Below are 26,142 nucleotides of genomic sequence, written 5' to 3' on the forward strand. Positions count from 1 at the left end.
GAGATTCTATGTTGCAGGGGAACCCTGCAACCTTAAATTGGGTTGGTATTCGCTCTGATTTTTCATGAGGGCGAATGCCACCCGGCAAAGCTTACGGGCGAGGATGACCAAAGCCTGAGTTCTGGCTAGACCTCTTGCCAGATAGGATTCATAGAACGGTTTCCAAACAGGGGACCGACAAGCTGCCATAGCTGCATTGTGTGCAAGACGCCGTAATTCTCCGTCACCTTTTTTGCTCAAGTGGCGAGGACTGTGTTTCTTGCCTGAGTCCTTTGCCTTCAAATCCATTCCCAGAAAGGCGATGAACGCATCGGCGCTGGCGAACTCACCTCGCATATACGTAGTTGCCAAGCCCGTTGCCGTGAGTTCACCAATCCCTTCAATCGCTTTGCAGCGTCTGATGTTTTCGCTAATGCCGGCCTCTTGGCTGACTTTGCGGAGTAATTCCTGAATGGCTTGATCAAGCTGTTTGAAATGCTCCAACCCACGGGCCAAAAGATCTTCAAGGAGAGGTTCGTTTGACCAGCTCAGCATGATACTGACTCGGGCCTTCATCAGCTGCGCACGCTTGTTAAGCAGACTTTTCAACACCGTGTAGTGCCGTGGTGGTGGGCTCCAGACCCGCAGCCGGTGCTGTTCACTGGTTAGATAACGCGCCAGAAGACGTGCATCACAAGGGTCGGTTTTTGCACGCTGACCGATGCTTTCGCGGTAATGGCTCACCCGGTAAGGGTCCACGACGTAAACCCGATGCCCCATACCATGGGCCAGTTCGGCCGTGTCCAGGTGGTAGAGATTAGTGGCTTCCAGAGCGATCGAGCTTTGTGCGGGCAAGGTCTTCAGCCAACGACCTACAGACGTGCGGTCATTGTTGATGACCTGGGTAATTTCCAGATCTTCGCGATAAACAACGATTTCGGCCTTGGCCACATCGACACCAATCACCGTTGGCGAGGTAAGGATTGTCATGACGAATCCTCGGAGCTAGGGTTTAAGAGCTTGTCGGGGTCTACCGTAGCGCTGGCTTGCCTCTATCGTCGGTTTTACCGATGAATTCCTTATCGGCGCTTTAGGTAGAAAGGGCGGGACGAGAAGTCTCCCACGGTCCGTACTGGCTAGAGTCGGAATCGAGCTTTTAGTCCCGCCCACCCCTTCAAGTCTAAACATACAAGCGGGCTTGCCCGCGAATGCCGCGACTCGGTGCTGGATCAGGCCGCGAAACCCGGCAGCACCGGCACCGGACGCTTGTCATCATCAATCGCTACAAAGCTGAACTGCCCATGAATGGCCTTCTCGCGCCCGTCGCAGCTCATGCTTTCCACGAACACTTCCACCTCGACCTTGAGGCTGGTGTTGCCGACCTTGATCACTCGCCCGACCAGTTCGACGATGGAGCCTGCCGGAATCGCGTGATTGAAGTCGATGCGATCGGTGGACACGGTCACCAGCGGCAAACGGCAAAACCGTGTGGCGGTGATGAACGACACTTCGTCCATCCAGGCCAGCGCAGTGCCGCCGAACAGCGTGTTGTGGTGGTTGGTAGTCGGCGGGAAAACCGCCTTGGTCACGCGGGTCACCGACAGTTCGGTGCGGCGTTCGATTTCTTGCTCGCGAGGGGTCATGGGTCAGTCCTGAAACGGATTACTGTGGATAAATTGCGGGCAACAAAAAAGCAGCCCGTAGGCTGCTTTTTTCTGCATCGGAAGCTGGACTTAAGCCAGTTTTTCCTTGATGCGAGCTGCTTTACCCGACAGGTCGCGCAGGTAGTACAGCTTGGCTTTACGTACGTCACCGCGACGTTTGACAGCCATGCTGTCGATCTGCGGGGAGTAGGTCTGGAAAGTACGTTCTACGCCAACACCGTTGGAGATTTTACGAACGGTGAACGCACTGTTCACGCCGCGGTTACGCTTGGCGATTACAACGCCTTCGAACGCTTGCAGACGGGAACGATCGCCTTCCTTCACTTTCACCTGAACGACGATGGTGTCGCCTGGGGCAAAGGTAGGGATTTCTTTGGTCATCTGCTCTGCTTCGAGTGCAAGGATGATTTTGTTGGTCATGCTGTGCTCCTAAGGTAAATCGTCTGATCTACCATCGATACGTTGTTAACTATCGTCCCGCTCGCGGATGTATTCCTCGAGCAGCTTCTTCTCTTCTCCAGAAAGCGAGCGGCTTTCCAGAAGATCGGCGCGTCGTTCATAGGTCCGACCAAGGGACTGCTGTAAACGCCAACGCCGGATATGCGCGTGATTGCCACTCAGCAACACGTCGGGAACACGCTGATCCGCATACACCTCAGGTCGGGTGTAGTGCGGGCAATCCAGCAGACCATCCGTAAAGGAATCTTCCTCAGCGGAATCCGCATGCCCTAAAGCTCCGGGCAGCAGTCGTGTAACCGCATCGATCATGACCATGGCCGGCAGCTCGCCGCCAGACAACACATAGTCACCAATCGACCACTCTTCATCGACATGAGCCTCAATAAAGCGCTCGTCAATGCCTTCATAGCGACCGGCAATCAGGATCAATGCATCCGATTTCGCCAGTTCGCGTACCGCCGACTGAGTCAGTTGACGGCCTTGGGGGGACAGGTAAATCACCTTCGCCGCCTCCCCGGCTGCTGCCTTGGCCTGAACCAGAGCATCTTCCAGGGGCTTGATCTTCATCACCATGCCCGGACCACCGCCAAACGGGCGATCGTCCACAGTGTGATGTCGATCCGTCGTGTAATCCCGCGGATTCCAACAGATCAGCTGCAAGAGCCCCTGTTTGACCGCACGACTGGTAATGCCGTACTCACTGATGGCCGAGAACATCTCGGGGAACAGCGTAATGACGTCTACGCGCAGGCTGGCCATTGCTTAGAAGTCCGCGTCCCATTCCACCCTCATCACGCCTGCTTCCAGGTCGATTGCCAGCACGCATTGCTCCGTATAGGGCAACAACCGCTCGCGATCATCCAGGCTGCCAACGCAGGGCTTGACCACCAATACATCGTTCGCGCCGGTCTCCAACAGGTGATCAACCTTGCCGAACAATTGTTCGTCCTGGTTGATGACGCTCAGACCCTCCAACTGGTACCAGTAGTACTCGTCGGCAGTCAGGTCGGGCAAAAGGCTTCGCGGGATGCAAATCTCGTAACCGCTCAGAAGACGGGCTTCATCGCGATCGTCGAGGCCTTTGAGCTTTACAACCAGATCCTTTTGAGTGGATCGGCCGCTGACCAGCTCGACCTGTTTCACCACGCCTTCGCGCCGAAGCGTCCAGTTGCGATAGCCCAACAGGTTTTCAATCGGATCGGTAAAGGAAAAGACCTTCACCTCGCCGCGAACGCCGTGAACCGAAAAAATCTTGCCGACAACGATCAGGTCATCAGCTTTTTCTGGCGTCGCGCTCATACTGCTCAGGCTGCAGCCTTGGCAGATTCCTTCAGCAACTGAGCAACACGCTCAGAAGGCTGTGCACCAACGCTCAGCCAGTAGGCAACGCGCTCTTGGTTCACGGACAGACGGATTTCCTGACCACGGGCAACAGGGTTGAAGAAACCAACCTGTTCTTTGTGGGAACCGTCACGCGGGTTGCGGGAGTCGGTTACGGTCAGGTGGTAAAACGGGCGCTTTTTGGAGCCGCCAAGGGCAAGACGGATTGTTAGCATGTGAACATCGTTCCTGTAGTCGGTGCTGCAAATCTAAATGCACAGCGGGCATGGGTGCCCGAAAGGCCGCATATTCTAAGGAATATCCGGACTTTTGCAAATGACTTTTTCCGGCGCCTGTGGCATGCCGTGCAGATTTGCATATGGGGCCGTCGTTTAACACGGCCGGTCAGCTCCCGCCGAGTGCGGGTTTGCTGTGGATCCCGCTTCCTTGCGGGACTGCGCCGGTGCGACGACCGGCGAGTTCTTTTACATCTTTGGCATGCCGCCGCCGGGCAACATTCCGCCCATGCCGCGCATCATTTTCGCCATTCCGCCCTTGGCGGAGAATTTCTTCATCATCTTCTGCATCTGCTTGTGCTGCTTGATCAAGCGACCGATGTCCTGCACCTGGGTGCCGGAACCCATGGCGATCCGGCGCTTGCGCGAACCGCTGATCAGCTCAGGGTCGCGGCGCTCGGCCGGGGTCATGGAGTTGATGATGGCTTCCATCTGTTTGAATTGCTTCTCTGCAGCGTTCTGAGCGTTGCCCATTTGCGAGAGATTGACGCCGCCGATGCTCGGCAGTTTGTCCATGAGCCCGCCGAGGCCGCCCATGTTCTTCATCTGTTGCAGCTGATCGCGGAAGTCTTCGAGGTCGAAGCCCTTGCCCTTCTTCAGCTTCTTGGCCAGTTTGTCGGCCTTTTCCTTGTCGAGGGTCGCTTCAGCCTGTTCGATCAGGCTGAGCACGTCGCCCATGCCGAGGATACGCGAAGCGATCCGCTCAGGATGGAACGGATCGAGCGCTTCGCTCTTCTCGCCCATACCGATGAACTTGATCGGCTTGCCGGTAATCGAACGAACGGACAGCGCGGCACCGCCACGGGCATCACCGTCGACCTTGGTCAGGATCACACCGGTCAGCGGCAGCGCATCACCGAAGGCCTTGGCCGTGTTGGCCGCGTCCTGACCGGTCATGGCATCCACCACGAACAGGGTTTCGACCGGGTTGATCGCGGCGTGCAGCGCCTTGATCTCGCCCATCATCTCTTCGTCGATGTGCAGACGACCGGCGGTGTCGACGATGACCACGTCGATGAATTTCAGTTTTGCTTCTTTAATAGCCGCGCTGGCGATGTCGACCGGCTTCTGGCTCAGGTCGGACGGGAAGAACGTCACACCGATGTCGTTGGCCAGGGTTTCCAGCTGTTTAATAGCAGCAGGGCGGTAGATGTCCGCCGACACGACCATGACCGACTTCTTCTTGCGCTCTTTAAGGAAGCGCGCCAGTTTGCCGGCGGTGGTGGTTTTACCCGCCCCCTGCAGACCGGCCATCAGAATGACGGCAGGCGGCACGGCGCTCAGGTTCAAGTCTTCGTTGGCCGCGCCCATCAGGCTTTCGAGTTCGGCCTGGACGATCTTCACGAACGCCTGGCCCGGCGTCAGGCTGCGCGACACCTCGGTGCCGACAGCACGCTCCTTGACCGAATTGACGAAGTCCTTGACCACAGGCAGGGCCACGTCGGCTTCGAGCAACGCCATGCGCACTTCGCGCAGGGTGTCTTTGATGTTGTCCTCGGTCAGTTTCGCCTTGCCGGTGACATGGCGCAGCGTCTGCGAGAGACGGTCGGTTAAGTTTTCAAACATTGCGCGATCCTTTCAGGCCCTGTGTAGACCGGGATAATGGCGGCCCAGACCGGAATCAACATGTGCTCGGCGAGCCTGCGGCGTGGGCAGGTCGCGGATTATAGCGAAGACTGCGACTGGCGGACACCTCGCTGTCAGCTTGCCGGTCTTTCGTGCAACGGCGGTTCTATGCCAAACTCAGCGCCTTTCGGGCTTGCCTAACAGGATTTATGCTCCCCTTGTCACCGAGTTTGCTGACCACCCTCGCCGCCGCCCTTCTTTACGCCGCTGCGACTCTCTATCAGGGCACCCGCCTGGCCACCGGCGCCAAGGCCAACAAGCGCCTGCTGGTCTCGCTCGGCGTCCTCGCCGTGCTGGCCCACAGCGCCAGCCTGCTCACTCATTTATTGACGCCGATCGGTCTGGGCCTGGATTTTTTCAGCGCCTCGAGCCTGATTGCTGCGGCCGTCATCGCTCTGACCCTGCTGGCCTGCTCGCGGATCCCGGTGGAAAACCTGCTGGTGCTGCTATTCCCGCTGGGTGCGATCACCGTACTGCTGGCGCAATTCGCGCCGGCCGGCACGGTGCAGATCATCGATGAAGAACCGGGCATCCTCGCACACATCCTGTTGTCGATCCTCGCCTACGGCATGTTCACCATCGCGGTGTTCCAGGCCCTGTTGCTGCTGGTGCAGGATCATCAGCTCAAGCACAAGCACCCGTCCGGGCTGATCAAGAACTTCCCGCCACTGCAAACCATGGAAAGCCTGCTGTTCGGCTTCCTTTGGGCCGGCTGGACTTTGCTGTCGCTGTCGCTGATTTCCGGCTGGCTGTTCGTCGAGAACCTGTTTGCCCAGCACCTGGTGCATAAAACCCTGCTGGCCTGCCTGGCCTGGATCGTGTTCAGCGTCCTGCTGTGGGGCCGTAACCGCCTCGGCTGGCGCGGCCACAAGGCAATCCGCTGGACCCTCGCCGGTTTCTGCCTGCTGATGCTCGCGTATTTCGGCAGCAAACTGGTTCGTGAATACATCCTGCACATCTGACGGGCGGCATAAATGGACGGTTTGCCCATAGGGCCGATGCTCGCGGTATTTGTCCTGCTGATTCTCTGGTCAGGGCTGTTTACCGCCGTCGAAGCGGCGCAACAGCACCTGCTCGCGCAACGCACCGCATCCCGCGCCAGCGACAAGCCGCTGGCTAAGCTCAACTTCCCGCTCGACAGCCTGATCCTCTGCAATACCCTGTGCCGCGCCCTCGCCGTCATTCTGGCCACCCTGCTGGCAATCTTTCTCTGTGCAGAAAATGGCCCCTGGGCCGCCTGCCTCGGCGCCGGCGCCCTGCTGCTGGTTTTTGCCGACTATTTCCCCCGCGCCCTCGCCCAGCGTTATCCGGATGCGGTGTTGTCGTTCGGCAATACGCTGCTGGCGGTCCCGCTGAAGGTCGTTTACCCGCTTGCCTGGCTACTCAGCCGCACCAGTGGTTTGCTGATGCAACCGTTCATCCGCAAGGCCCAGGTGGTGCAACAGAGCGAAGACGATGTGCCGGCGGAGCGTCATGACGACCCGGATCATCCGGTGCGCCCGCACCCGGTTTCAGGCATCCATGCGCTGGACAACATCACGGTCAACGACATTCTGGTGCCGCGCAGCGATGTCGACGGTATCAACCTCGACGATCCGATCGAAGAAATCACCGAACAATTGCGCAAGAACCGGCGCACTCGCCTGCCGGTCTTCCACAGCGATATCAATCAGGTCGAAGCGGTGCTCAATACCAGGCAGATTCGTCACCTGCTCGACAACGGCAGCCTGACCCGCGAAGCCTTGCTGGCGGCCAGTTACGAGCCGTATTTCGTCCCTGAAAGCACCCCGCTGCAACTGCAACTGCTGAACTTCCACAAGCAGCAACGGCGTCTGGGCATGGTGGTGGACGAATACGGCGAAGTGCTCGGCATCGTCACCCTGGAAGACATTCTCGAAGAAATCGTCGGCGAATTCGAAAGCGAGCACAGCCTCGACAATCCGCACATCCACCCGCAGGCCGATGGCCGCATGGTGATCGATGGCGCGGCGTCGATCCGCGAACTGAACAAATGCCTGGGCTGGCACCTGCCCAGCGACGGCCCCCGGACCCTCAATGGCCTGGTGACCGAAGCGCTGGAAACCATCCCGGAAAGCGCGGTCTGCCTGAAGATCGGCCGCTACCGGCTGGAGATTCTCGAAACCGAAGAGAACCGCGTCAGCAAGGTCCTGATCTGGCACACCACTTCGGCCCCGACGCTGGCCACGGCCCGCTAGACAGCCCCTTGTTCAATCGTTAGCCACCTTCCTATAATCGCGGTGCTTACCCAAGCCCCGCCGAACCGTGTGCTTACCCCGCACCCGACAAGTTCCGGCCGGTTCATCGGCAATATCCGCATCACACCGACGACTGTTCCTACCTGAAGCAGCGATCGCGCCTCATCCCACATCCCTGGGTGTTCGACCATAATAATTCGCTCCAACGGAGCTCATGACTGTCAGGGATCACCGCATGACGACCAGTACCGCTTACAGCGACACCACGCCTGCCCAACCGACCAACTCCGCCACCCGCGTGGCCACGGCAAGCTTCATCGGCACGGCCATCGAGTTCTACGATTTCTATGTCTACGCCACCGCTGCTGCGCTGGTGATCGGGCCGGTGTTCTTCCCGCAGACTTCCGGCACGGCGCAGATGCTTTCGGCATTTCTTACCTTCGGCATCGCCTTCCTGGCCCGACCGCTGGGCTCGGCGCTGTTCGGCCATTTCGGCGACCGGATCGGGCGCAAATCGACTTTGGTCGCTTCGCTGCTGCTGATGGGCGTCTGCACCACGCTGATCGGCGTGCTGCCGGGCTACGACAGCATCGGGGCGTGGGCGCCGATCCTGCTTTGCGTGCTGCGCTTCGGCCAGGGCCTGGGATTGGGTGGCGAATGGGGCGGTGCAGCGCTGCTGGCGACCGAAAACGCGCCGAAAGGCAAACGGGCGTGGTTCGGTATGTTCCCGCAACTCGGGCCTTCGATTGGTTTTCTGGCCGCCAACGGTCTGTTCCTGACCCTTGCCATGAGCCTGAGCGACGATCAGTTCCGCAGTTGGGGCTGGCGCATTCCGTTCCTGCTCAGTGCCGTGCTGGTGATGGTCGGGCTGTACGTGCGCCTCAAGCTGCACGAGACCCCGGTGTTCGCCAATGCCATTGCCCGTCAGGAACGCGTGAAAGTGCCGCTGGTCGAGCTGTTCAGCCAATACTGGGCACCGACATTGCTTGGCGCCGCTGCCATGGTGGTGTGCTACGCACTGTTCTACATCTCAACGGTGTTTTCCCTGAGCTACGGCGTATCCACTTTGGGCTACAGCCGTGAGACGTTCCTCGGGCTGCTGTGCTTCGCAGTACTGTTCATGGCAGCCGCGACGCCTTTGTCGGCGTGGGCAAGCGATCGTTACGGGCGCAAGCCGGTGCTGATCGTCGGCGGTGTGCTGGCGATTCTTTCCGGGTTTCTGATGGAGCCGCTGCTGACTCAGGGTTCGACCTGGGGCGTGGCCCTGTTCCTGTGCATCGAGCTGTTTCTGATGGGGGTGACATTCGCCCCAATGGGCGCGCTGCTGCCGGAGCTGTTTCCGACACACGTCCGCTATACCGGTGCATCGGCGGCCTACAACCTCGGCGGCATTGTCGGAGCCTCGGCGGCGCCATTCTTTGCGCAGAAACTGGTGGCGATGGGTGGTTTGAGTTACGTCGGCGGGTATGTGTCAGCGGCAGCGGTGCTCAGCTTGATCGCTGTGCTGTGCCTGAAGGAAACGCGCAATAACGATTTGAATCAGGTGTCGTAAATGCCCTGATCGCTCCCGCCCGATGCGGGAGCGATCAGATAGCGAGATTACAGCTCTACAACGACAGCCTGAGAAGCACGGGTCGCCTTGGCACGAGCGGCCTCGATCAACTCGTCACGGGCCAGTGCCACACCCATGCGGCGCTGACCGTTGACTTCAGGCTTGCCGAACAGACGCAGAGCGGTATCCGGTTCACTCAGCGCAGCGCCAAGATTGGCGAATGCAGTCTGGGTCGACTGACCTTCCACAAGAATCACCGCCGAAGCCGATGGGCCGAACTGACGGATCAGTGGCACCGGCAGGCCGAGGATGGCTCGGGCGTGCAGGGCGAACTGCGACAGGTCCTGGGAAATCAGGGTTACCAGACCGGTGTCGTGTGGACGTGGCGACACTTCACTGAACCACACCTGATCGCCTTTGATGAACAGCTCGACGCCGAACAGACCACGACCGCCCAATGCTTCGGTCACGGCTTTGGCAACGCGCTCGGACTCGGCCAGCGCCACCGGGCTCATGGCCTGTGGCTGCCAGGATTCCTGATAGTCGCCCTTCTCCTGACGGTGGCCGACCGGCGCACAGAACGTCGTGCCGCCGACGTGACGCACGGTCAGCAGAGTGATTTCGTAGTCGAAATCGATGAAGCCTTCGATGATCACGCGACCTTTACCCGCGCGACCGCCCTCTTGGGCGTAATCCCAGGCTTTCTGCACGTCATCGGCGCTGCGCAGCAGGCTCTGGCCCTTGCCCGACGAACTCATCACCGGTTTGACGACACACGGGAAGCCCAGGTCCTGAACGGCTTTGCTGTAGTCCTCGAAGGTATCGGCGAAGTGGTACGGCGAAGTCGGCAGGTCCAGCTCTTCGGCAGCCAGACGACGGATGCCTTCGCGGTTCATGGTCAGTTGCGCGGCGCGAGCGGTCGGGATCACGGTGAAGCCTTCGGCCTCCAGTTCGACCAGCGTGGCAGTGGCGATGGCTTCGATTTCCGGCACGATGAAGTGCGGCTTCTCGGCTTCGATCACTGCACGAAGGGCGGCACCATCGAGCATGTTGATCACGTGGCTGCGATGGGCAACCTGCATGGCCGGCGCGTTGGCGTAACGGTCAACGGCGATCACTTCAACGCCCAGGCGTTGCAGCTCGATCACCACTTCCTTGCCCAACTCACCACAGCCACACAGCAATACGCGGGTCGCGGTCGGCGACAATGGAGTTCCGATACGGGTCATCTCAGGTCCTCAAAGAAGCGGATCATCGAGGAAAGCAACGCCAGACGCGCTTTCCATGGGGAGAAAGCGCGGCATTTTACATGAACCTGAGGGTTTGGCTTCAGCCGGCGACAGCCTGTTTGCGTTCGCGCCAGGCCATGATCAGCCAGACCGCAGTCACGCCGGCGAACTTCGAGGCCAGCGCGGTGATAAGCACTGGCGGCGTCAGCAGGTCGATCATGCCAAAGAAGATGAAGGTATCGAGGGGAATGCTCAGCGCCGAGCTGATCCACAACCGGTCGCGCAACGGGCGCCTGGTGATGGTGAACACCAGCCAGTCGATGCACTCGGAGACTGCGAATGCCGTGGCACTGGCCAGCGCAATCGACGGATCGGACGTGACATAGGACAGCACCAGCGCCGCCAGCATCGCCACGATCGCGCCGTGGCCGAAACGGATCTGCACCATGTCGCGCAGCACGAACACCAACCCGCCCCAGGCCGACCAGATGATGTCCAGGTGCGGCGCGGTGGAGAAGGCGAAGTTGATCAGCACGACGCTGCTGATGTAAGCGATGAGGAAAATCATGGGCGTGACCTGTCAATTTGGCGCACAGGTTACTTCAGCCCTTCGATGACGCCAATCAAATCGGCTATTGCCCCGGCGTTTTGCCGATCATCCAGACCAGGCCACTGGCCTTCGCCCGCTCATGACAGAGCCCGAGAACAACCCGACGTTCATCATTGGTCATCCGGCTCCAGCGAGTAATTTCCTCGACCGTGCGCTGGCAACCGGTACAAATGTCGTCTTCGTCCAGTGCGCAAATGCTCACGCACGGCGAGGCAACGGGTCTTTCCGGGGTTGTCATTCTTCCTGCTCGACCAGATCGCGCGCATAGCGCTGAGAGTTATGCACATAGTGCGCGGCACTGGCTTCGAGCATCTTCTTCTGTTGCTCGGTCAGTTCGCGCACGACCTTGCCCGGCGAGCCCATCACCAGTGAACCGTCAGGAATTTCCTTGCCTTCGCCGATCAGCGAATTGGCGCCAATGATGCAGTTCTTGCCGATCTTCGCGCCGTTGAGGATGACCGCGTTGATGCCGATCAGGCTGTAGTCGCCGACCGTGCAGCCGTGGAGCATGGCGTTGTGGCCGATGGTCACGCCGGTGCCGATGGTCAGCGGATAGCCCATGTCGGTGTGCATCACCGTGCCATCCTGCACGTTGCTGTTCTTGCCGATCAGGATCAGTTCGTTGTCCCCACGCAACACGGCGTTGAACCAGACGTTGGCGCCCTCTTCCAGTCTGACCTTGCCCACGAGCACGGCGTTGGGGGCGACCCAGCTCTGCGGATGGGTTTCGACGCGGGCGTCGCCCAGGCGGTATTTCATCTTGTTTTCCTCAGGGCTCACGATGGCTGGCCATTCGAGCGATGGCTTCAGGTATTGATGAAGCTTTTAGGCGGCTGATGCAGGCTGATTTTGGCGTCATAGAGCAGGTTGATCAACTCGACGATCATGATCGCCGTCAGCCCCCAAATCTTGTATTCGCCGTAACGGTAGCTCGGCACGTACCAACTGCGACCCTGATAGTCGATGCGATGGGTGTGTTCGCGCGGATCCTTGCGGAAGAACTCCAGCGGCACACTGAACACCGCAGCAATCTCGGCATCATTGGCCTGGTATTCGACAAAATCGGGAATCACCCCGACATACGGCGTGACCTTGATGCCATGCAGGGAAATCAGCGGGCTGAGCGGACCGATCACTTCGACCAGTCCAGGGGGCAGGCCGATTTCCTCTTCGGCTTCACGCAGGGCGGTGAACACCAGATCCGGGTCCTCGGGATCGCGTCGTCCACCGGGGAAGGCGACTTCGCCGCCGTGGGTCGAGAGCCCGCTGGCGCGCAGGGTGAGGACTAGTTCGGGTTCGTCACTGCGAGTAATCGGCACCAGGACAGCGGCCTCGGGGAAACGCGTGTCGGTCTCCAGCGTGCGCGGCGTGTGATTGCTTACCCGGTGCAGTAGCTCGTCCAGCATAAGTGTTCTCGATCGGTGCCTTACCCTGCATCATGCACCAATCATTGCGACCGCCCAAGCCCCGAACGGGCGTCATGTCGCGAAACGACAACTTGCCGACTGACACCGCTGCACGCCAAGATAGGCGCAGCATTCAGGAACCCCAGCATGAAATTTTGCAGCCACTGCGGCAACCCGGTGACCCAGCGCATTCCCGAAGGCGACTCGCGGCTGCGATTCGTCTGCGACAGCTGTCAGACGATTCACTATCAGAACCCCAATATCGTGGCCGGTTGCGTACCGATCTGGGGCAGCAAAGTCCTGCTGTGCCGCCGCGCCATCGAGCCACGCCTCGGTTACTGGACGCTGCCCGCCGGGTTCATGGAGAACGGCGAGACCATCGAACAGGCCGCCATCCGCGAAACCGCCGAGGAAGCCTGCGCCCGGGTGCGCAACCTGAGCATCTATACCTTGATCGACGTGCCGCACATCAGTCAGGTGCATGTGTTTTTCCGCGCCGAGCTGGCGGATCTGGACTTCGCCGCCGGCCCCGAAAGCCTGGAAGTGCAACTGTTCGACGAGGAAGACATTCCTTGGGACGAACTGGCTTTCCGCACGGTGGGCCGTACCCTGGAATGCTTCTTCGCTGACCGGCGTGTCGAGGTTTATCCGGTTCGCTCCGAATCGATCCCGCCACTCGCTCAACCGGCCATCACTTGATTTCGACGGCGGCCGGCCGATAACCGGCTGACGCAGACCGCGACAGCGCCTGCACACTATCTATAAATAAAGTATCTGCTTCATTTCTGGGGAATCGTTTCAATGCGCTGGTTGCTTGCCCTGTTCTGCCTGTCGTTCGTCACCGTCTCCCAAGCGTCATTCGTGACCACCGTGACGCCTTCGAACACCCCGCTCATCGAAAAAGTACTGGTGCTCAAATCGGCCCATCAACTGCAGTTGATCGCCGACGGCAAGCCCCTCAAGAGCTATCGCATTTCCCTGGGCAAAGGCGCGAAAAAAGGCCCGAAGCTGATTGAGGGGGACAAACGCACACCGGAAGGTTTCTATTGGATCGACTGGCGCAAGACCAGCGACAAATTCAACCTGTCGATGCACATCTCCTACCCGAACATCAGCGACTCCGCCCGCGCCCGCCGCGAAGGCGTCGAGCCTGGCGGAATGATCATGATCCACGGCACGCCGGACTCCGAGGACAACCCCGAACAACTGTTCCACACCCTGGACTGGACCGACGGCTGCATTGCCATGCGCAACGTCGACATGCGCGAAGTCTGGAATCTGGTGCCGGATGGCACGATGATCGAAATTCGCCCCTGATTCTGTCATCCAGGGAGCACGCTCCCGAGGGGCCTTAAAACGGCCCTTTCTCCCGACCATTGGTCGCTCGCAAAAAATAAATCAAAAAGATCGCCGCCTGCGGCAACGTCTGAACGGTGATACCACTGTCACTCGCCAGAACTGCCGCAGACCGCGATTTTTTGCGTTTTACAGCGCACCTCTAATACCACTTGAAACCACCCGCCTTGAAACCTTCTGAGCCATGGGCCTACAGGCATTTCCGACGCGTTGACATGGTATGCAAGTGGTATTAGTTTTCGCCGAAACAGCGAGCGACAACATTCCAATATCAGCTCCGGAAGTGCCTGCATGAACGATCTCCACGCCCTGCGCCCTGACGACTCCCAGCCGACGCCGCTGTACCTGCAACTGGCGCGCAACCTGGAAGCGGCGATCCATGCCGGCCAGTGGAAAGCCGAACAGGCGATGCCCTCCGAGCGCAATCTCAGCGAGATGCTGGGAATTTCCCGGGTCACCGCGCGCAAAGCGCTGGAAGTGCTGCTCGATCAAGGTTTGATCCGCCGCCTGCAAGGTTCCGGCACCTTCATCACCCCGCGCCTTGAACAACCGCTGTCGCGCCTGTCGGGCTTCAGCGAAATGCTCCGCCTCAAGGGCTTCGTGCCCAGTTCGAAATGGCTGGAGCGGGAAATCACCCTGCCGACCCACGAAGAACTGATCCGCCTCGGCCTGTCGCCGAACGACAAGGTCGCGCGCATGAAACGCCTGCGCAAAGCCGACGACACGGTGATGGCCATCGAGATGAGCACCCTGCCCGCCTCGATCATGCCCAAGCCACAGGTGGTGGGCGATTCCCTCTACGAACACCTCGACAGCATCGGCAAACCGATCGTGCGCGCCTTGCAGCACATCCAGGCGATCAACGCCTCGGACGAGTTCGCCGCACTCGTCGGCATCGCCCCCGGCACCGCGATGCTGCTGATGACCCGGGTCGGCTACCTGGAAGACAACACGCCGATCGAAGTCACCGACACCTATTGCCGCAACGACTACTACGACTTTGTTGCAGAGCTTCGCCGCTGATCAGCAGCCAGGCCAAACGAGAGAAGCGAAATGTCCGAAGACAACATCCTCACCGCTGACGGCTGGATTCGCGGCCGGCTGATCCACGAACACGGCAGAGTCGTGTCGATCGAAGGCGAGCCTTGCGATCCGGCGACCAATGACTTGCCGTATCTGCTGCCGGGTTTCATCGACCTGCACGTCCACGGCGGTGGCGGCAAGGACATCATGGAAGGCGCCAGCGCGTTCGAGACCATCACCAAGACCCACGTGCGCTTCGGCACCACCTCGCTGCTCGCCACCACGATGACCGCGCCGAGTGCCGAGATTGCCAGCGTGCTCAAGGAGGTCGGCGAATTCTGCGAACAGCGTCCGAAAGGCGCCGCCCGAGTGCTCGGCGTGCACCTCGAAGGCCCGTACATCAATCCCGGCAAGCTCGGCGCCCAGCCGAACTTCGCCCACACCGCGTTGATGGCCGAGGTCGAAGACTATCTGGCGCTGGCGCCGATCCGGGTGATCACCATCGCCCCGGAAATCGCCGGCCACGATGGCTTGATTCGTGAAATGAGCGGCCGTGGCATCCGCATGCAGATCGGTCATACCCTCGGCAGTTACGAGGAAGGCGTCGCCGCCCTCGAAGCCGGTGCCACCAGTTTCACCCACTTGTACAACGCCATGAGCCCGCTGCATCACCGCGAACCGGGCATCGTCGGCGCGGCCCTCGCCCACGCCAAATTCGCGGAACTGATTCCGGACTTGCTGCACGTACACCCCGGCGCGATCCGCGTGGCTCTGCGCTCGATCCCGTGCCTGTATTGCGTCACCGATTCAACCGCCGCCGCCGGCATGCCCGACGGTGAATACAAGCTCGGCAGCCACACCGTCACCAAATGCCTGGGCGGCGTGCGCCTGCCCGACGGCACCCTGGCTGGCAGCACCCTGACCATGGATCAGGCCCTGCGCAATCTGGTGAAAATCGGTCTGCCGATCGCCGAGGCCTCGCAACGTCTTTCGCAATTCCCCGCCGACTATCTCGGCATCACCGAACGCGGGCGCCTGCAACCCGGCGCCTGGGCCGACTGCGTGCGACTGGATCGCTCACTCACACTGACCGCCGTCATGGTCGAAGGAGAAGACATTGACTTCAAAAATGCTTGAGGAGGCGCTGTCCTCGTTCGAGGCCGTGCAAGCCCAACTGCAACAGCTCGATGGCTCAATGATCGAGATTGCCGGACGCCTGCGCCGTCAGCCACCGCAAGTGGCGATGACCGTTGCCCGTGGCAGCTCCGACCATGCGGCGAGCTACTTCGCCTACCTGACCATGCAGCAACTGGGGATTCCGGTGGCGTCGCTGCCGATGTCGGTGGTGACCATGCAACAGGCGCCGTTGAAGGTCAGCGGTCAGGTCGCGTTCGCCTTCTCGCAGTCGGGCCAGAGCCCGGATCTGGTCAACAGCCTGCGCCTGCTGCGCAAGCGCGGCGCCCTGAGCGTGTCGATGGTCAACGCCGCCGATTCGCCGCTGGAAGCTGCCTGTGAATTCAGCCTGCCGTTGCTGGCCGGCACCGAAAGCAGCGTCGCCGCGACCAAGAGTTTCATCGCCACCCTCAGCGCCAGCGCCCGACTGATCGCGCACTGGAAAGAAGACAGCGAATTGCTGGAAGCGCACGACGCCCTGCCCGAAGGCCTGCGCGAAGCTGCGCAACAGGACTGGAGCCTGGCCATCGACGCCCTGCGTGATTGCGAACGCCTGATGGTGATCGGCCGTGGCGCCGGTTTCGCCATTGCCCAGGAAGCCGCGCTGAAATTCAAGGAAACCTCGGCGATCCAGGCCGAAGCCTTCAGCAGCGCCGAAGTCCGCCACGGCCCGATGGCCCTGATCGACGAACATTACCCGCTGCTGGTGTTCGCCCCACGCGGTGCCGAACAGGCCGGCCTGCTGAGCCTGGCAGCCGAAATGCGTCAGCGCGGCGCCCGCGTGTTGCTGGCTGCGCCGGATGACGTCAGCGAACGCGACCTGACCCTCAGCCGTGCCGAGCACCCGGCCCTCGATCCGATCCTGGCGATCCAGAGTTTCTACGTGATGGCGGCCGCTTTGGCAGTGGCCCGTGGCATGGACCCGGATCAGCCGCGACACCTGAGCAAAGTCACTCGTACGCACTGAGTCCGAACCGAACGTTTTCCTGATGAGACCGAGCCATGCACAACAACAATAAAGAGCTGACTTTAAGCGCCCCGCTCAGCGGCCCGGTGCTCACGCTCGCCAAAGTCCCGGACGCGGTGTTCGCCAGCGGCGCGATGGGCGACGGCATTGCCATTGATCCGCTGAACGACACCCTGTATTCGCCCTGCGCCGGGGTGGTGATCCACGTCGCCCGCACCGGCCATGCACTGACCGTGCGCGCCGACAACGGCGCCGAGCTGTTGCTGCACCTCGGCCTGGACACGGTGGAGTTGCAGGGCGAAGGGTTCTCGATGCTGGTCAAGGAAGGCGCGCGGGTCAGCAATGGCCAGCCGCTGCTGCGCTATGACCTGGACAAGGTCGGCCGCCAGTGCAAAAGCCTGGTCAGCCTGCTGATCCTGACCAACAGCCAGGATTTCCAGGCGCGCCCCATCACCCTGAAAACGGTGAAGGTCGGCGAACCGCTGCTGCACATCGTCGCTCGTCACAGCGCAGCGGCGAACACAGAAGAACTCGGCGGCCCGCAAGTTCACGGTCACGTGCAGGTCGCCCATCGCGGCGGTCTGCATGCGCGCCCGGCGGCGTTGATCCGCCAGACAGCGCAAGGGTTCAAGAGCCAGTCGCAGCTGCATTTCGCCGGCAAATCGGCACCGTGCAACAGCCTCATCGGTTTGATGGGCCTGGCGATTGGCGAACAGGACGAAGTGCAGGTCCGTTGTCAGGGTTCCGACGCGCAAGAGGCACTGCAAGCCTTGCTCGCTGCACTGGCCACCGCCCTGCCAGAGGATCATCACGCCGCTGCACCGCTTGCCGCCACTCCACGCAATCGCCCGGCCGAGGCCGGCGTGTTGCACGGCGTGTGCGCCGCACCGGGTCTGGTCGGCGGGCCGCTGTTTCGCCTGAACGCGATCAGCCTGCCAGCCGACAGCGGCAATCATCAGCCCGAGCAACAACTACAGATTCTCGACACGGCGCTGAATCAGGTTCGCAGCGAAATCGACGGCACCCTCGCCCAGGCGAAAAAACAGCGCAATGTCGAAGAAGAAGCCATCTTCGCCGCGCATCTGGCCTTGCTGGAAGACCCGGCCCTGCTCGACGCCGCCCGGCAATCGATTGAAACCGGCACGGCGGCGACTCACGCCTGGAGCCAGTCCATCGATGCGCAATGCCAAGTGCTGCAAAACACCGGCAGCCCGCTGCTGGCCGAGCGCGCCAACGATCTGCGCGACCTCAAGCAACGGGTGCTGCGCGCCCTGCTCGGCGAAGCCTGGCATTACGACGTGCCGGCCGGCGCCATCGTCGCCGCTCACGAACTGACGCCTTCGGATTTGCTGCAACTGAGCGCGCAAGGCGTCGCCGGTTTGTGCATGGCCGAAGGTGGCGCGACTTCCCACGTGGCGATTCTGGCCCGAGGCAAAGGCTTGCCGTGCATGGTCGCACTGGGCTCGGTTTTGCTGGATCAAACTCAAGGTCAATCAGTGGTTCTCGATGCCGACGGCGGTCGCCTCGAACTGACGCCGAATGCCGAGCGTCTGGCCGAAGTCCAACAAGCGCAGATCGACCGCCAACAACGGCGCGACGCCCAGCAAGCTCAGGCCCATCTGCCAGCCGAAACCCGCAACGGCGTGGCCATCGAAGTGGTCGCCAACGTCGCCTCCAGCCATGAAGCGGCGGATGCATTTGCCAACGGCGCCGACGGCGTCGGCCTGTTGCGCACCGAGTTCCTGTTCGTCGATCGCCACACTGCGCCGGACGTCGAAGAACAACGCGCCGCCTATCAAGCTGTGATCGATGCCATGGGCGACAAGTCGGTGATCATCCGCACCATCGACGTCGGCGGCGACAAACAACTCGACTACCTGCCGCTGCCCGTGGAAGCCAACCCGGTACTCGGCCTGCGCGGCATTCGCCTGGCCCAGGCCCGCCCGGAAATCCTCGACCAGCAACTGCGCGCGCTGCTGCAAGTCAGCCCGCTGCAGCGCTGCCGGATCCTGCTGCCGATGGTCACCGAAGTCGACGAACTGCTGCACATCCGCCAGCGGGTCGATGCGCTGTGTCTGGAACTGGGCATCAATCAACGTCCGGAAATCGGCGTGATGATCGAAGTCCCGGCCGCCGCCCTGCAAGCCGAACAACTGGCCGAGCACGCCGACTTCCTGTCCATCGGCACCAACGACCTGTCGCAATACACCCTGGCCATGGACCGCGATCACGCCGGCCTCGCCGCGCGGGTCGATGCCTTGCACCCGGCGCTGCTGCGCCTGATCGCCATGACCTGCGAAGGCGCGGCGGTGCATAAACGCTGGGTCGGCGTGTGCGGCGCCCTGGCTTCCGATCCGCTGGCGACGCCGGTTTTGATCGGTCTGGGCGTGACCGAGCTGTCGGTGAGCCCGGTACAAATTGGTGAAATCAAGGACCGCGTGCGCCAGTTGCACGAAGCCGAATGCCAACGCCTCGCCCGGGACTTGCTCAAGCTGAGCAGCGCCGCTGCGGTGCGTCATGCCTGTCATCAACATTGGCCTCTGCGCTAACAAAAACAACAAGGACAAACGCCATGTACCAACTCTTCATCGAAGGCCTGCAACGCCTCGGCCGCGCGCTGATGCTGCCGATCGCGATCCTGCCGATCGCCGGCCTGCTGCTGCGCCTGGGCGACACCGACCTGCTGAACATCGCGATCATCCACGACGCCGGCCAGGTGATCTTCGCCAACCTGGCGATGATCTTCGCCATCGGCATCGCGGTCGGTTTCGCCCGTGACAACAACGGGACCGCCGGCCTCGCCGGGGTGATCGGTTACCTGGTGATGATCTCCACCCTCAAAGTGCTCGACGCCAGCATCAACATGGGCATGCTCGCCGGGATCGTCAGCGGCCTGATGGCCGGCGCGCTGTACAACCGCTTCAAGGACATCAAGCTGCCGGAGTACCTGGCATTCTTCGGCGGCCGGCGTTTCGTGCCCATCGTCACCGGGTTCAGCGCAGTCGGCCTGGGCGTGCTGTTCGGCTACATCTGGCCGCCGATCCAGCATGGCATCAACAGCTTCGGCACCCTGCTGATGGAAAGCGGCAGCTTCGGCGCCTTCGTCTTCGGCGTGTTCAACCGCCTGCTGATCGTCACCGGCCTGCACCACATCCTCAACAACATGGCGTGGTTCGTGTTTGGCAACTTCACCGACCCGACCACCGGCGCACTGGTCACCGGCGACCTGTCCCGCTACTTTGCCGGCGACCCGAAAGGCGGCCAGTTCATGACCGGCATGTTCCCGGTCATGATCTTCGGCCTCCCCGCCGCCTGCCTGGCGATGTACCGCAACGCCCTGCCGGAGCGGCGCAAAGTCATGGGCGGGATCTTCCTGTCGATGGCCCTGACCGCGTTCCTCACCGGCGTCACCGAACCGATCGAATTCGCCTTCATGTTCCTCGCACCGCTGCTGTTTTTGCTGCACGCGCTGCTGACCGGGTTGTCGATGGCAATCACCAACGCACTGAACATCCACTTGGGCTTCACCTTCTCCGGCGGCTTCATCGACATGGTGCTGGGCTGGGGACGTTCGACCAACGGCTGGCTGGTGGTGCCGGTAGGACTGGTTTATGCCGTCATCTATTACGCGGTGTTCGACTTCTGTATCCGCCGCTTCAACCTGAAAACCCCGGGACGTGAAGACGTCGCCACTGCCGAGAAATCCGTGCTGACAGAAAACGAGCGCGCCGCTGCGTACATAAAAGCCTTGGGAGGTGCCGAGAATCTGCTCACCGTCGGCGCCTGCACCACGCGACTGCGACTGGAAATGGTCGATCGCAACAAAGCCTCCGATGCGGACTTGAAAGCACTGGGCGCGATGGCCGTGGTACGTCCGGGCAAGAGCGGGAGCCTGCAGGTGGTTGTCGGGCCGATGGCCGACAGCATTGCCGACGAAATCCGCCTGGCGATGCCCGCATTGGGCCGAGCCGCAGCGACGACTGCTCCTGTCGCCGTCGTCGAAACCAGCGAGCCCGTTGCTATAGCCGCACCGCAGGCCCAGCAATGGCTGAACGCCCTGGGCGGCAGCGACAACGTGCTGCAACTCGACTGCATCGCCATGAGCCGGATCCGCCTGCAACTGGCCGATGGCAAAGCACTGTCGGAAAGCCGATTGAAAGAGCTTGGATGTCTGGGCGTGAGCGCGCTGGAGGATGGCGTGTGGCACTTGCTGGTGGGCGAGCGGGCACAGAGTCTGAGTGCGGCGCTTGAGGGGTTGGTTAATCGGAGTGAGGTGAGTGCCAAGGTCTGATGGTTGCCATCAAGTTTTGACTTGAAGCGATTACAAACAAGAGACCCGGCCTAGGCCGGGTTTCCTGTTTCATTTGAAGCAACCACCGCTGGACCGGAGCTTCCGAGGGGCAAGCTCAAACCAAATGGGAAGATTCGGTAAATCCCACACATCTTTAAACATTCGAAAATGGAACGCGGAGCGTCCCGGGCTGCATTCCCACGCGGAGCGTGGGAACGATCAAGCAGTACACAGCTACCTTTTGCTTCCTGCTTCCTGCTTCCTGCTTCCTGCTTCCTGCTTCCTGCTTCCCGCTTCCCGCTTCCCGCTTCCCACCACTCAACACGATGAGCGTTAGCTCGAGTACCGCTCTTGACGTGCCGGCCCCATCGGCAGGCTGAGTGGAGGGATTCATCCGGGGGTGGGAGCGCAGCGACCGTGCGGCGCAGCCGCATGCATCGAGAGGAGGTGCAGCGAAGCAAACCGTAGGCGATGCCCCCGGATGAATCCCGGAACGAAGGAACACCGAGCCAAAGCGAGGTGCCGAACGCCGGGGCCCAGCGTTTTTGGTTACTTTTTTGGCGTTTGAAAAAAGTGACTCGCCGTAAGGGCGAAACCATAAGAAGCCGTTACCGCAGCAACGGATATTCACTCAATCCCAAACCCAAACCCAAAAAACCAAAAAACCCGCTGAAATCACTCTCAGCGGGTTTCCCGTTTCAGCAGCCAAGGAAGATCAAAAACCCTCCAACCGCCAAACCTCATAAGCCGGCGTCTCGTAAGGATGGCTAGCCTTCAAAGCCGCCACCACCCCACGAATCAACTCATCACCAACAACAAGTTCAACCTTCCACTCCTCGACCTGCTCAACCCGCCCCGTCTCACCCACGAACGGCTGACTCCCGTCCAAAGGCCGAAACTGACCAGATCCAAGCACCTGCCAGGCACAGTGGTCATAGTCACCGATCCGCCCACCACCGGCAGCGAATACAGCCTCCTTGACCACCTCGACATGACTGTCGGGAACAAAAAACGCGAGCTTGTACACAGCGCTTAGTTCACCCACACACGAGCATTACGGAACATACGCATCCAGGGTGCGTCTTCGTTCCAGTCTTCCGAACGCCACGAGTTCTGCACGGCGCGGAACACGCGCTCCGGGTGCGGCATCATGATCGTCACGCGACCGTCGCGGCTGGTGAGGCCGGTGATCCCGCGCGGCGAACCGTTCGGGTTGGCCGGGTAGGCTTCGGTGACCTTGCCGTGGTTGTCGACGAAACGCATCGCCACGCAACCGGACAGATCGGCTTCGAGCAGTGCCTCTTCGCTTTCGAATTCGGCATGGCCTTCACCGTGAGCGATGGCGATCGGCATGCGCGAACCGGCCATGCCCTGCAGGAAGATCGAGTTCGATTCCTGAACCTGAACCATCGCCACGCGCGCTTCGAACTGCTCGGAGCGGTTGCGTACGAAGTGCGGCCAGAACTCGCTGCCCGGGATCAGCTCGTGCAGGTTGGACATCATCTGGCAACCGTTGCACACGCCGAGCGTGAAGCTGTCGTTACGCTCGAAGAAGCCCTGGAACGCATCGCGGGCACGGCTGTTGAACAGTGCGGACTTGGCCCAGCCTTCACCGGCGCCGAGAACGTCGCCGTAGGAGAAACCACCGCAGGCCACCAGACCTTTGAACTCGTTCAGGTCGACACGGCCGGCCAGAATGTCGCTCATGTGCACGTCGATCGCGTTGAAACCGGCGCGGTCGAACGCTGCCGCCATTTCCACCTGACCGTTGACGCCCTGCTCACGCAGCACGGCAACCTGTGGGCGGATGCCTTTCTTGATGTAAGGCGCGGCGATGTCCTGGTTGACGTCGTAGCTCAGCTTGACGCTCAGGCCCGGGTTGTCTTCTTCCAGCAGCGCATCGAACTCTTGCTCGGCGCAGTCGGCGTTGTCGCGCAGACGCTGGATCTGGTAGCTGGTCTCGGCCCACTGACGTTGCAGCAGACGACGCTGGCCCTCGAACACGGTGTCACCGTTGAAGGTGATGTTGATCTGACCGTTGTTGATCGGCTGACCGATCACCGACACGCAGTCGCCCAGACCGGCAGCGCTGAATTGGGCGAGGATGTCCGGGGTGGCGTCCTGGCGAACCTGGATCACGGCACCCAGTTCTTCGTTGAACAGGATGGCGGCGATTTCAGCGGAGCTTTCGGCAACGCTGTCCAGGTTCAGGCTCAGACCGCAGTGACCGGCGAAGGCCATTTCCACCACGGAGGTCAGCAGACCACCGTCGGAACGGTCGTGGTAAGCCAGCAGGTGACCGTCGGCGTTGAGGCCCTGGATCACTGCGAAGAACGCTTTCAGGTCTTCGGCGTCGTCGACGTCCGGCGCCTGCTTGCCGAGCTTGCCGTGAACCTGCGCCAGGATCGAGGCGCCCATGCGGTTCTGACCGCGACCGAGGTCGATCAGGATCAGGTCGGTGGTGCCCTTGTCCATGCGCAGTTCCGGAGTCAGAGTCTGACGGATGTCAGCCACTGGCGCGAAACCGGTCACGATCAGGGACATTGGCGAGGTGACGGTCTTGTCTTCGCCGTTGTCGTTCCAGCGGGTGGCCATGGACATGGAGTCCTTGCCGACCGGGATGGTGATGCCCAGCTCAGGGCACAGTTCCATGCCGACCGCTTTCACGGTGTCGTACAGACGCGCGTCTTCGCCCGGATGGCCGGCAGCGGACATCCAGTTCGCCGACAGTTTGATGTCGGAGAGCTTGTTGATGCGCGAGGCGGCAATGTTGGTCAGGGTTTCGCCGATGGCCATGCGGCCCGACGCCGGAGCGTCCAGCAGCGCCAGCGGAGTGCGCTCGCCCATCGCCATCGCTTCACCGGTGTAGACGTCGAAGCTGGTGGCAGTGACGGCAACGTCGGCCACCGGAACCTGCCAGGGGCCGACCATCTGGTCACGGGCCACGAGGCCGGTGATGGTGCGGTCGCCGATGGTGATCAGGAAGCTTTTGCTCGCCACGGCCGGGTGGTGCAGGACGCGTTCGATGCTTTCGCCGATGTCGAGGTTCGACGGATCGAAGTCATCGCCCAGCTCGGCTTCGCGAACCACCGAACGGTGCATGCGCGGGGCCTTGCCCAGCAACACTTCCAGTGGCATGTCCACCGGGTTGTTGCCGAAGTGGCTGTCGGTCACGGTCAGTTGCGGCTCGGCGGTGGCTTCACCGACAACGGCAAACGGGCAACGCTCACGTTCGCAGATCGCCTTGAAGCGCTCGAAGTCGGCCGGGCCGACTGCCAGAACGTAACGTTCCTGGGATTCGTTGGACCAGATTTCGTGCGGGGCCATGCCCGGCTCGTCGTTTGGAATGTTGCGCAGTTCGAAACGGCCACCGCGGTCACCGTCGTTGACCAGTTCCGGGAAGGCGTTGGACAGACCGCCCGCACCCACGTCGTGGATGAAGCTGATCGGGTTCTTGTCACCCAGCTGCCAGCAACGGTCGATGACTTCCTGGCAGCGACGTTCCATTTCAGGGTTTTCACGCTGAACCGAAGCGAAGTCCAGATCCGCCGAGCTGGTGCCGGTGGCCATGGAGGAAGCAGCGCCGCCGCCCAGACCGATCAGCATCGCCGGGCCGCCGAGCACGATCAGCTTGGAGCCGACAACGATCTCGCCTTTCTTGACGTGCTCTTCACGGATGTTGCCCATGCCGCCAGCCAGCATGATCGGCTTGTGGTAACCGCGAACTTCGTCACCGTGCGGAGTGGTGATCGATTGTTCGAAGGTCCGGAAGTAGCCGGTCAGGGCCGGACGACCGAATTCGTTGTTGAACGCAGCGCCGCCCAGCGGGCCTTCGATCATGATATCCAGCGCGTTGACGATGCGCTCAGGCTTGCCGTACGGCACTTCCCACGGCTGTTCGAAGCCAGGGATCTGCAGGTTCGACACGGTGAAACCGGTCAGGCCGGCTTTCGGCTTGGCGCCACGACCGGTTGCACCTTCGTCGCGGATCTCGCCACCGGAACCGGTGGACGCGCCCGGGAACGGTGCGATCGCGGTCGGGTGGTTGTGGGTTTCAACCTTCATCAGGATGTGCACCGGCTCCTGCACCGCGCCGTACTGGCGGGTTTCCGGATCCGGGAAGAAGCGGCCGGCGACGTTGCCGACGATCACCGAAGCGTTGTCCTTGTAAGCGGACAGCACGCCTTCGCTGTGCATCTGATAGGTGTTCTTGATCATGCCGAACAGGCTTTTTTCCTGGCTCTCGCCGTCAATATCCCAACTGGCGTTGAAGATCTTGTGGCGGCAGTGCTCGGAGTTGGCCTGGGCGAACATCATCAGTTCGATGTCGTGGGGGTTACGCTTGAGACCGTTGAAGGCGTTGACCAGGTAATCGATCTCGTCTTCGGCCAGGGCCAGGCCCAGTTCGACGTTGGCTTTTTCCAGCGCGGCGCGACCGCCGCCGAGGATGTCGATGGCGGTCAGCGGCTTCGGTTCGGCGTGGCTGAACAGACCGGCGGCCTGCTCGAGGTTGGCCAGAACGATCTGCGTCATGCGGTCATGCAGTACGTCTGCAATCTGCTGCGCTTCGGTTTCGCTGAACTGGCCGGCGACGTAGAACGCGATGCCGCGCTCCAGACGCTGGATCTTGCTCAGGCCGCAATTGCGGGCGATGTCGCTGGCCTTGCTCGACCATGGCGAGATGGTGCCGAAACGCGGCAACACCAGGAACAGACGACCGGTAGGCTCTTGAACCGGAACGCTTGGACCGTACTTCAGAAGGCGCGCAAGCACCTGCTGTTCGTCGCCGGTCAGGACGCCGGTGACTTCGGCGAAGTGAGCGAATTCAGCATACAGGCCACTGACAGCTGGAACCTTCTGGCTCAGTTGCTCAAGGAGTTTGCTGTGGCGAAAGGCAGAAAGGGCAGGAGCGCCGCGCAGGATCAACATCTTCGGGACAGCCTCGGGAAGGGGTGTGCTTTGAGGCCGTGCATTC

At 61.2% G+C, this 26,142-nt stretch carries 24 protein-coding genes; 10 read left to right on the forward strand and 14 right to left on the reverse strand.

Features of this window, described 5'->3' with window-relative positions; all coding sequences use genetic code 11:
- Positions 1-6: 6 nt before the first annotated feature.
- The 7 genes from ACTJK7_RS27370 to ffh all read right to left on the reverse strand — a co-directional run bounded on the left by ACTJK7_RS27370 (position 7) and on the right by ffh (position 5,284).
- Entirely contained in the window at positions 7-969 is a 963-nt protein-coding gene (locus ACTJK7_RS27370) for an IS110 family transposase (RefSeq protein WP_440779566.1), read from the reverse strand.
- A gap of 239 nt (positions 970-1,208) precedes the next feature.
- Positions 1,209-1,622, reverse strand: coding sequence for an acyl-CoA thioesterase (locus ACTJK7_RS27375; RefSeq protein ID WP_011332614.1), 414 nt, complete (start codon positions 1,620-1,622; stop codon positions 1,209-1,211).
- Positions 1,623-1,712: 90 nt separating this feature from the next.
- Positions 1,713-2,063 (reverse strand): 50S ribosomal protein L19, encoded by a 351-nt coding sequence (gene rplS / locus ACTJK7_RS27380; RefSeq protein WP_003175895.1) that lies wholly within the window; start codon positions 2,061-2,063, stop codon positions 1,713-1,715.
- A gap of 45 nt (positions 2,064-2,108) precedes the next feature.
- Complete coding sequence (gene trmD / locus ACTJK7_RS27385; RefSeq protein ID WP_108559739.1) at positions 2,109-2,861, reverse strand: tRNA (guanosine(37)-N1)-methyltransferase TrmD; 753 nt, start codon at positions 2,859-2,861, stop codon at positions 2,109-2,111.
- Positions 2,862-2,864: 3 nt separating this feature from the next.
- A complete protein-coding gene (gene rimM / locus ACTJK7_RS27390) occupies positions 2,865-3,401 on the reverse strand; it encodes a ribosome maturation factor RimM (protein ID WP_011332613.1) in 537 nt (178 codons plus the stop codon).
- Positions 3,402-3,406: 5 nt separating this feature from the next.
- Positions 3,407-3,658, reverse strand: a complete 252-nt coding sequence (gene rpsP, locus ACTJK7_RS27395; RefSeq protein WP_003185073.1) for a 30S ribosomal protein S16 — start codon at positions 3,656-3,658, stop codon at positions 3,407-3,409.
- A 249-nt stretch (positions 3,659-3,907) separates the two neighbouring features.
- Positions 3,908-5,284 carry a signal recognition particle protein gene (ffh, locus tag ACTJK7_RS27400; RefSeq protein WP_108559737.1) on the reverse strand — a complete coding sequence of 459 codons (1,377 nt, stop codon included), beginning with the start codon at positions 5,282-5,284 and terminating at the stop codon, positions 3,908-3,910.
- A 209-nt stretch (positions 5,285-5,493) separates the two neighbouring features.
- On the opposite strand from ffh, the gene ACTJK7_RS27405 reads away from it, so the two are divergent.
- The 3 genes from ACTJK7_RS27405 to ACTJK7_RS27415 all read left to right on the forward strand — a co-directional run bounded on the left by ACTJK7_RS27405 (position 5,494) and on the right by ACTJK7_RS27415 (position 9,112).
- Positions 5,494-6,306 carry a cytochrome C assembly family protein gene (locus tag ACTJK7_RS27405; protein WP_039769548.1) on the forward strand — a complete coding sequence of 271 codons (813 nt, stop codon included), beginning with the start codon at positions 5,494-5,496 and terminating at the stop codon, positions 6,304-6,306.
- A gap of 12 nt (positions 6,307-6,318) precedes the next feature.
- The gene (locus ACTJK7_RS27410) at positions 6,319-7,560 is read left to right on the forward strand and encodes a transporter associated domain-containing protein (protein ID WP_108559735.1); all 1,242 of its coding nucleotides are present in this window, start codon (positions 6,319-6,321) and stop codon (positions 7,558-7,560) included.
- Between the two features lie 235 nt (positions 7,561-7,795).
- Positions 7,796-9,112 (forward strand): MFS transporter, encoded by a 1,317-nt coding sequence (locus ACTJK7_RS27415; protein WP_064382417.1) that lies wholly within the window; start codon positions 7,796-7,798, stop codon positions 9,110-9,112.
- Between the two features lie 47 nt (positions 9,113-9,159).
- On the opposite strand, the gene purT is transcribed toward ACTJK7_RS27415, so the two are convergent.
- The 5 genes from purT to ACTJK7_RS27440 form a co-directional block, all read right to left on the reverse strand.
- A complete protein-coding gene (purT, locus tag ACTJK7_RS27420) occupies positions 9,160-10,341 on the reverse strand; it encodes a formate-dependent phosphoribosylglycinamide formyltransferase (RefSeq protein WP_108559731.1) in 1,182 nt (393 codons plus the stop codon).
- Between the two features lie 100 nt (positions 10,342-10,441).
- A complete protein-coding gene (locus ACTJK7_RS27425) occupies positions 10,442-10,909 on the reverse strand; it encodes a preQ0 transporter (RefSeq protein ID WP_011332607.1) in 468 nt (155 codons plus the stop codon).
- A 64-nt stretch (positions 10,910-10,973) separates the two neighbouring features.
- The gene (locus ACTJK7_RS27430; protein WP_007954618.1) at positions 10,974-11,189 is read right to left on the reverse strand and encodes a DUF1289 domain-containing protein; all 216 of its coding nucleotides are present in this window, start codon (positions 11,187-11,189) and stop codon (positions 10,974-10,976) included.
- Positions 11,186-11,710 carry a gamma carbonic anhydrase family protein gene (locus tag ACTJK7_RS27435; RefSeq protein ID WP_011332606.1) on the reverse strand — a complete coding sequence of 175 codons (525 nt, stop codon included), beginning with the start codon at positions 11,708-11,710 and terminating at the stop codon, positions 11,186-11,188. Before ACTJK7_RS27435 ends, ACTJK7_RS27430 begins: the two co-directional genes overlap by 4 nt.
- Before the next feature lie 47 nt (positions 11,711-11,757).
- Positions 11,758-12,357: a CoA pyrophosphatase gene (locus ACTJK7_RS27440; RefSeq protein WP_064382420.1), complete on the reverse strand. Its 600-nt coding sequence runs from the start codon at positions 12,355-12,357 to the stop codon at positions 11,758-11,760.
- 147 nt (positions 12,358-12,504) lie between these two features.
- Between ACTJK7_RS27440 and ACTJK7_RS27445 the strand changes: the two genes are divergently transcribed.
- The 7 genes from ACTJK7_RS27445 to nagE all read left to right on the forward strand — a co-directional run bounded on the left by ACTJK7_RS27445 (position 12,505) and on the right by nagE (position 21,167).
- Positions 12,505-13,056 carry an NUDIX hydrolase gene (locus tag ACTJK7_RS27445; RefSeq protein ID WP_108559729.1) on the forward strand — a complete coding sequence of 184 codons (552 nt, stop codon included), beginning with the start codon at positions 12,505-12,507 and terminating at the stop codon, positions 13,054-13,056.
- Between the two features lie 102 nt (positions 13,057-13,158).
- Positions 13,159-13,674 carry a L,D-transpeptidase family protein gene (locus tag ACTJK7_RS27450; protein WP_007954614.1) on the forward strand — a complete coding sequence of 172 codons (516 nt, stop codon included), beginning with the start codon at positions 13,159-13,161 and terminating at the stop codon, positions 13,672-13,674.
- Between the two features lie 330 nt (positions 13,675-14,004).
- The gene (locus ACTJK7_RS27455; protein WP_108559727.1) at positions 14,005-14,736 is read left to right on the forward strand and encodes a GntR family transcriptional regulator; all 732 of its coding nucleotides are present in this window, start codon (positions 14,005-14,007) and stop codon (positions 14,734-14,736) included.
- Between the two features lie 30 nt (positions 14,737-14,766).
- The gene (gene nagA, locus ACTJK7_RS27460; protein WP_064382422.1) at positions 14,767-15,873 is read left to right on the forward strand and encodes an N-acetylglucosamine-6-phosphate deacetylase; all 1,107 of its coding nucleotides are present in this window, start codon (positions 14,767-14,769) and stop codon (positions 15,871-15,873) included.
- The gene (locus ACTJK7_RS27465; RefSeq protein ID WP_108559725.1) at positions 15,866-16,876 is read left to right on the forward strand and encodes an SIS domain-containing protein; all 1,011 of its coding nucleotides are present in this window, start codon (positions 15,866-15,868) and stop codon (positions 16,874-16,876) included. The genes nagA and ACTJK7_RS27465 overlap by 8 nt, the downstream gene beginning before the upstream one ends.
- A gap of 35 nt (positions 16,877-16,911) precedes the next feature.
- Complete coding sequence (gene ptsP / locus ACTJK7_RS27470) at positions 16,912-19,425, forward strand: phosphoenolpyruvate--protein phosphotransferase (RefSeq protein ID WP_323151136.1); 2,514 nt, start codon at positions 16,912-16,914, stop codon at positions 19,423-19,425.
- A gap of 23 nt (positions 19,426-19,448) precedes the next feature.
- A complete protein-coding gene (gene nagE, locus ACTJK7_RS27475) occupies positions 19,449-21,167 on the forward strand; it encodes an N-acetylglucosamine-specific PTS transporter subunit IIBC (protein ID WP_108559720.1) in 1,719 nt (572 codons plus the stop codon).
- A gap of 715 nt (positions 21,168-21,882) precedes the next feature.
- Here the strand turns inward: nagE and ACTJK7_RS27480 are convergent.
- Together ACTJK7_RS27480 and purL are read right to left on the reverse strand one after the other, a co-directional pair.
- A complete protein-coding gene (locus ACTJK7_RS27480) occupies positions 21,883-22,194 on the reverse strand; it encodes a Nif3-like dinuclear metal center hexameric protein (RefSeq protein WP_108563646.1) in 312 nt (103 codons plus the stop codon).
- 5 nt (positions 22,195-22,199) lie between these two features.
- Positions 22,200-26,096, reverse strand: a complete 3,897-nt coding sequence (gene purL / locus ACTJK7_RS27485; protein WP_108559717.1) for a phosphoribosylformylglycinamidine synthase — start codon at positions 26,094-26,096, stop codon at positions 22,200-22,202.
- Between the last annotated feature and the right edge of the window lie 46 nt (positions 26,097-26,142).

This window comes from Pseudomonas sp. 22085, from assembly GCF_052045815.1.
Lineage (GTDB): Bacteria > Pseudomonadota > Gammaproteobacteria > Pseudomonadales > Pseudomonadaceae > Aquipseudomonas > Aquipseudomonas glycinae.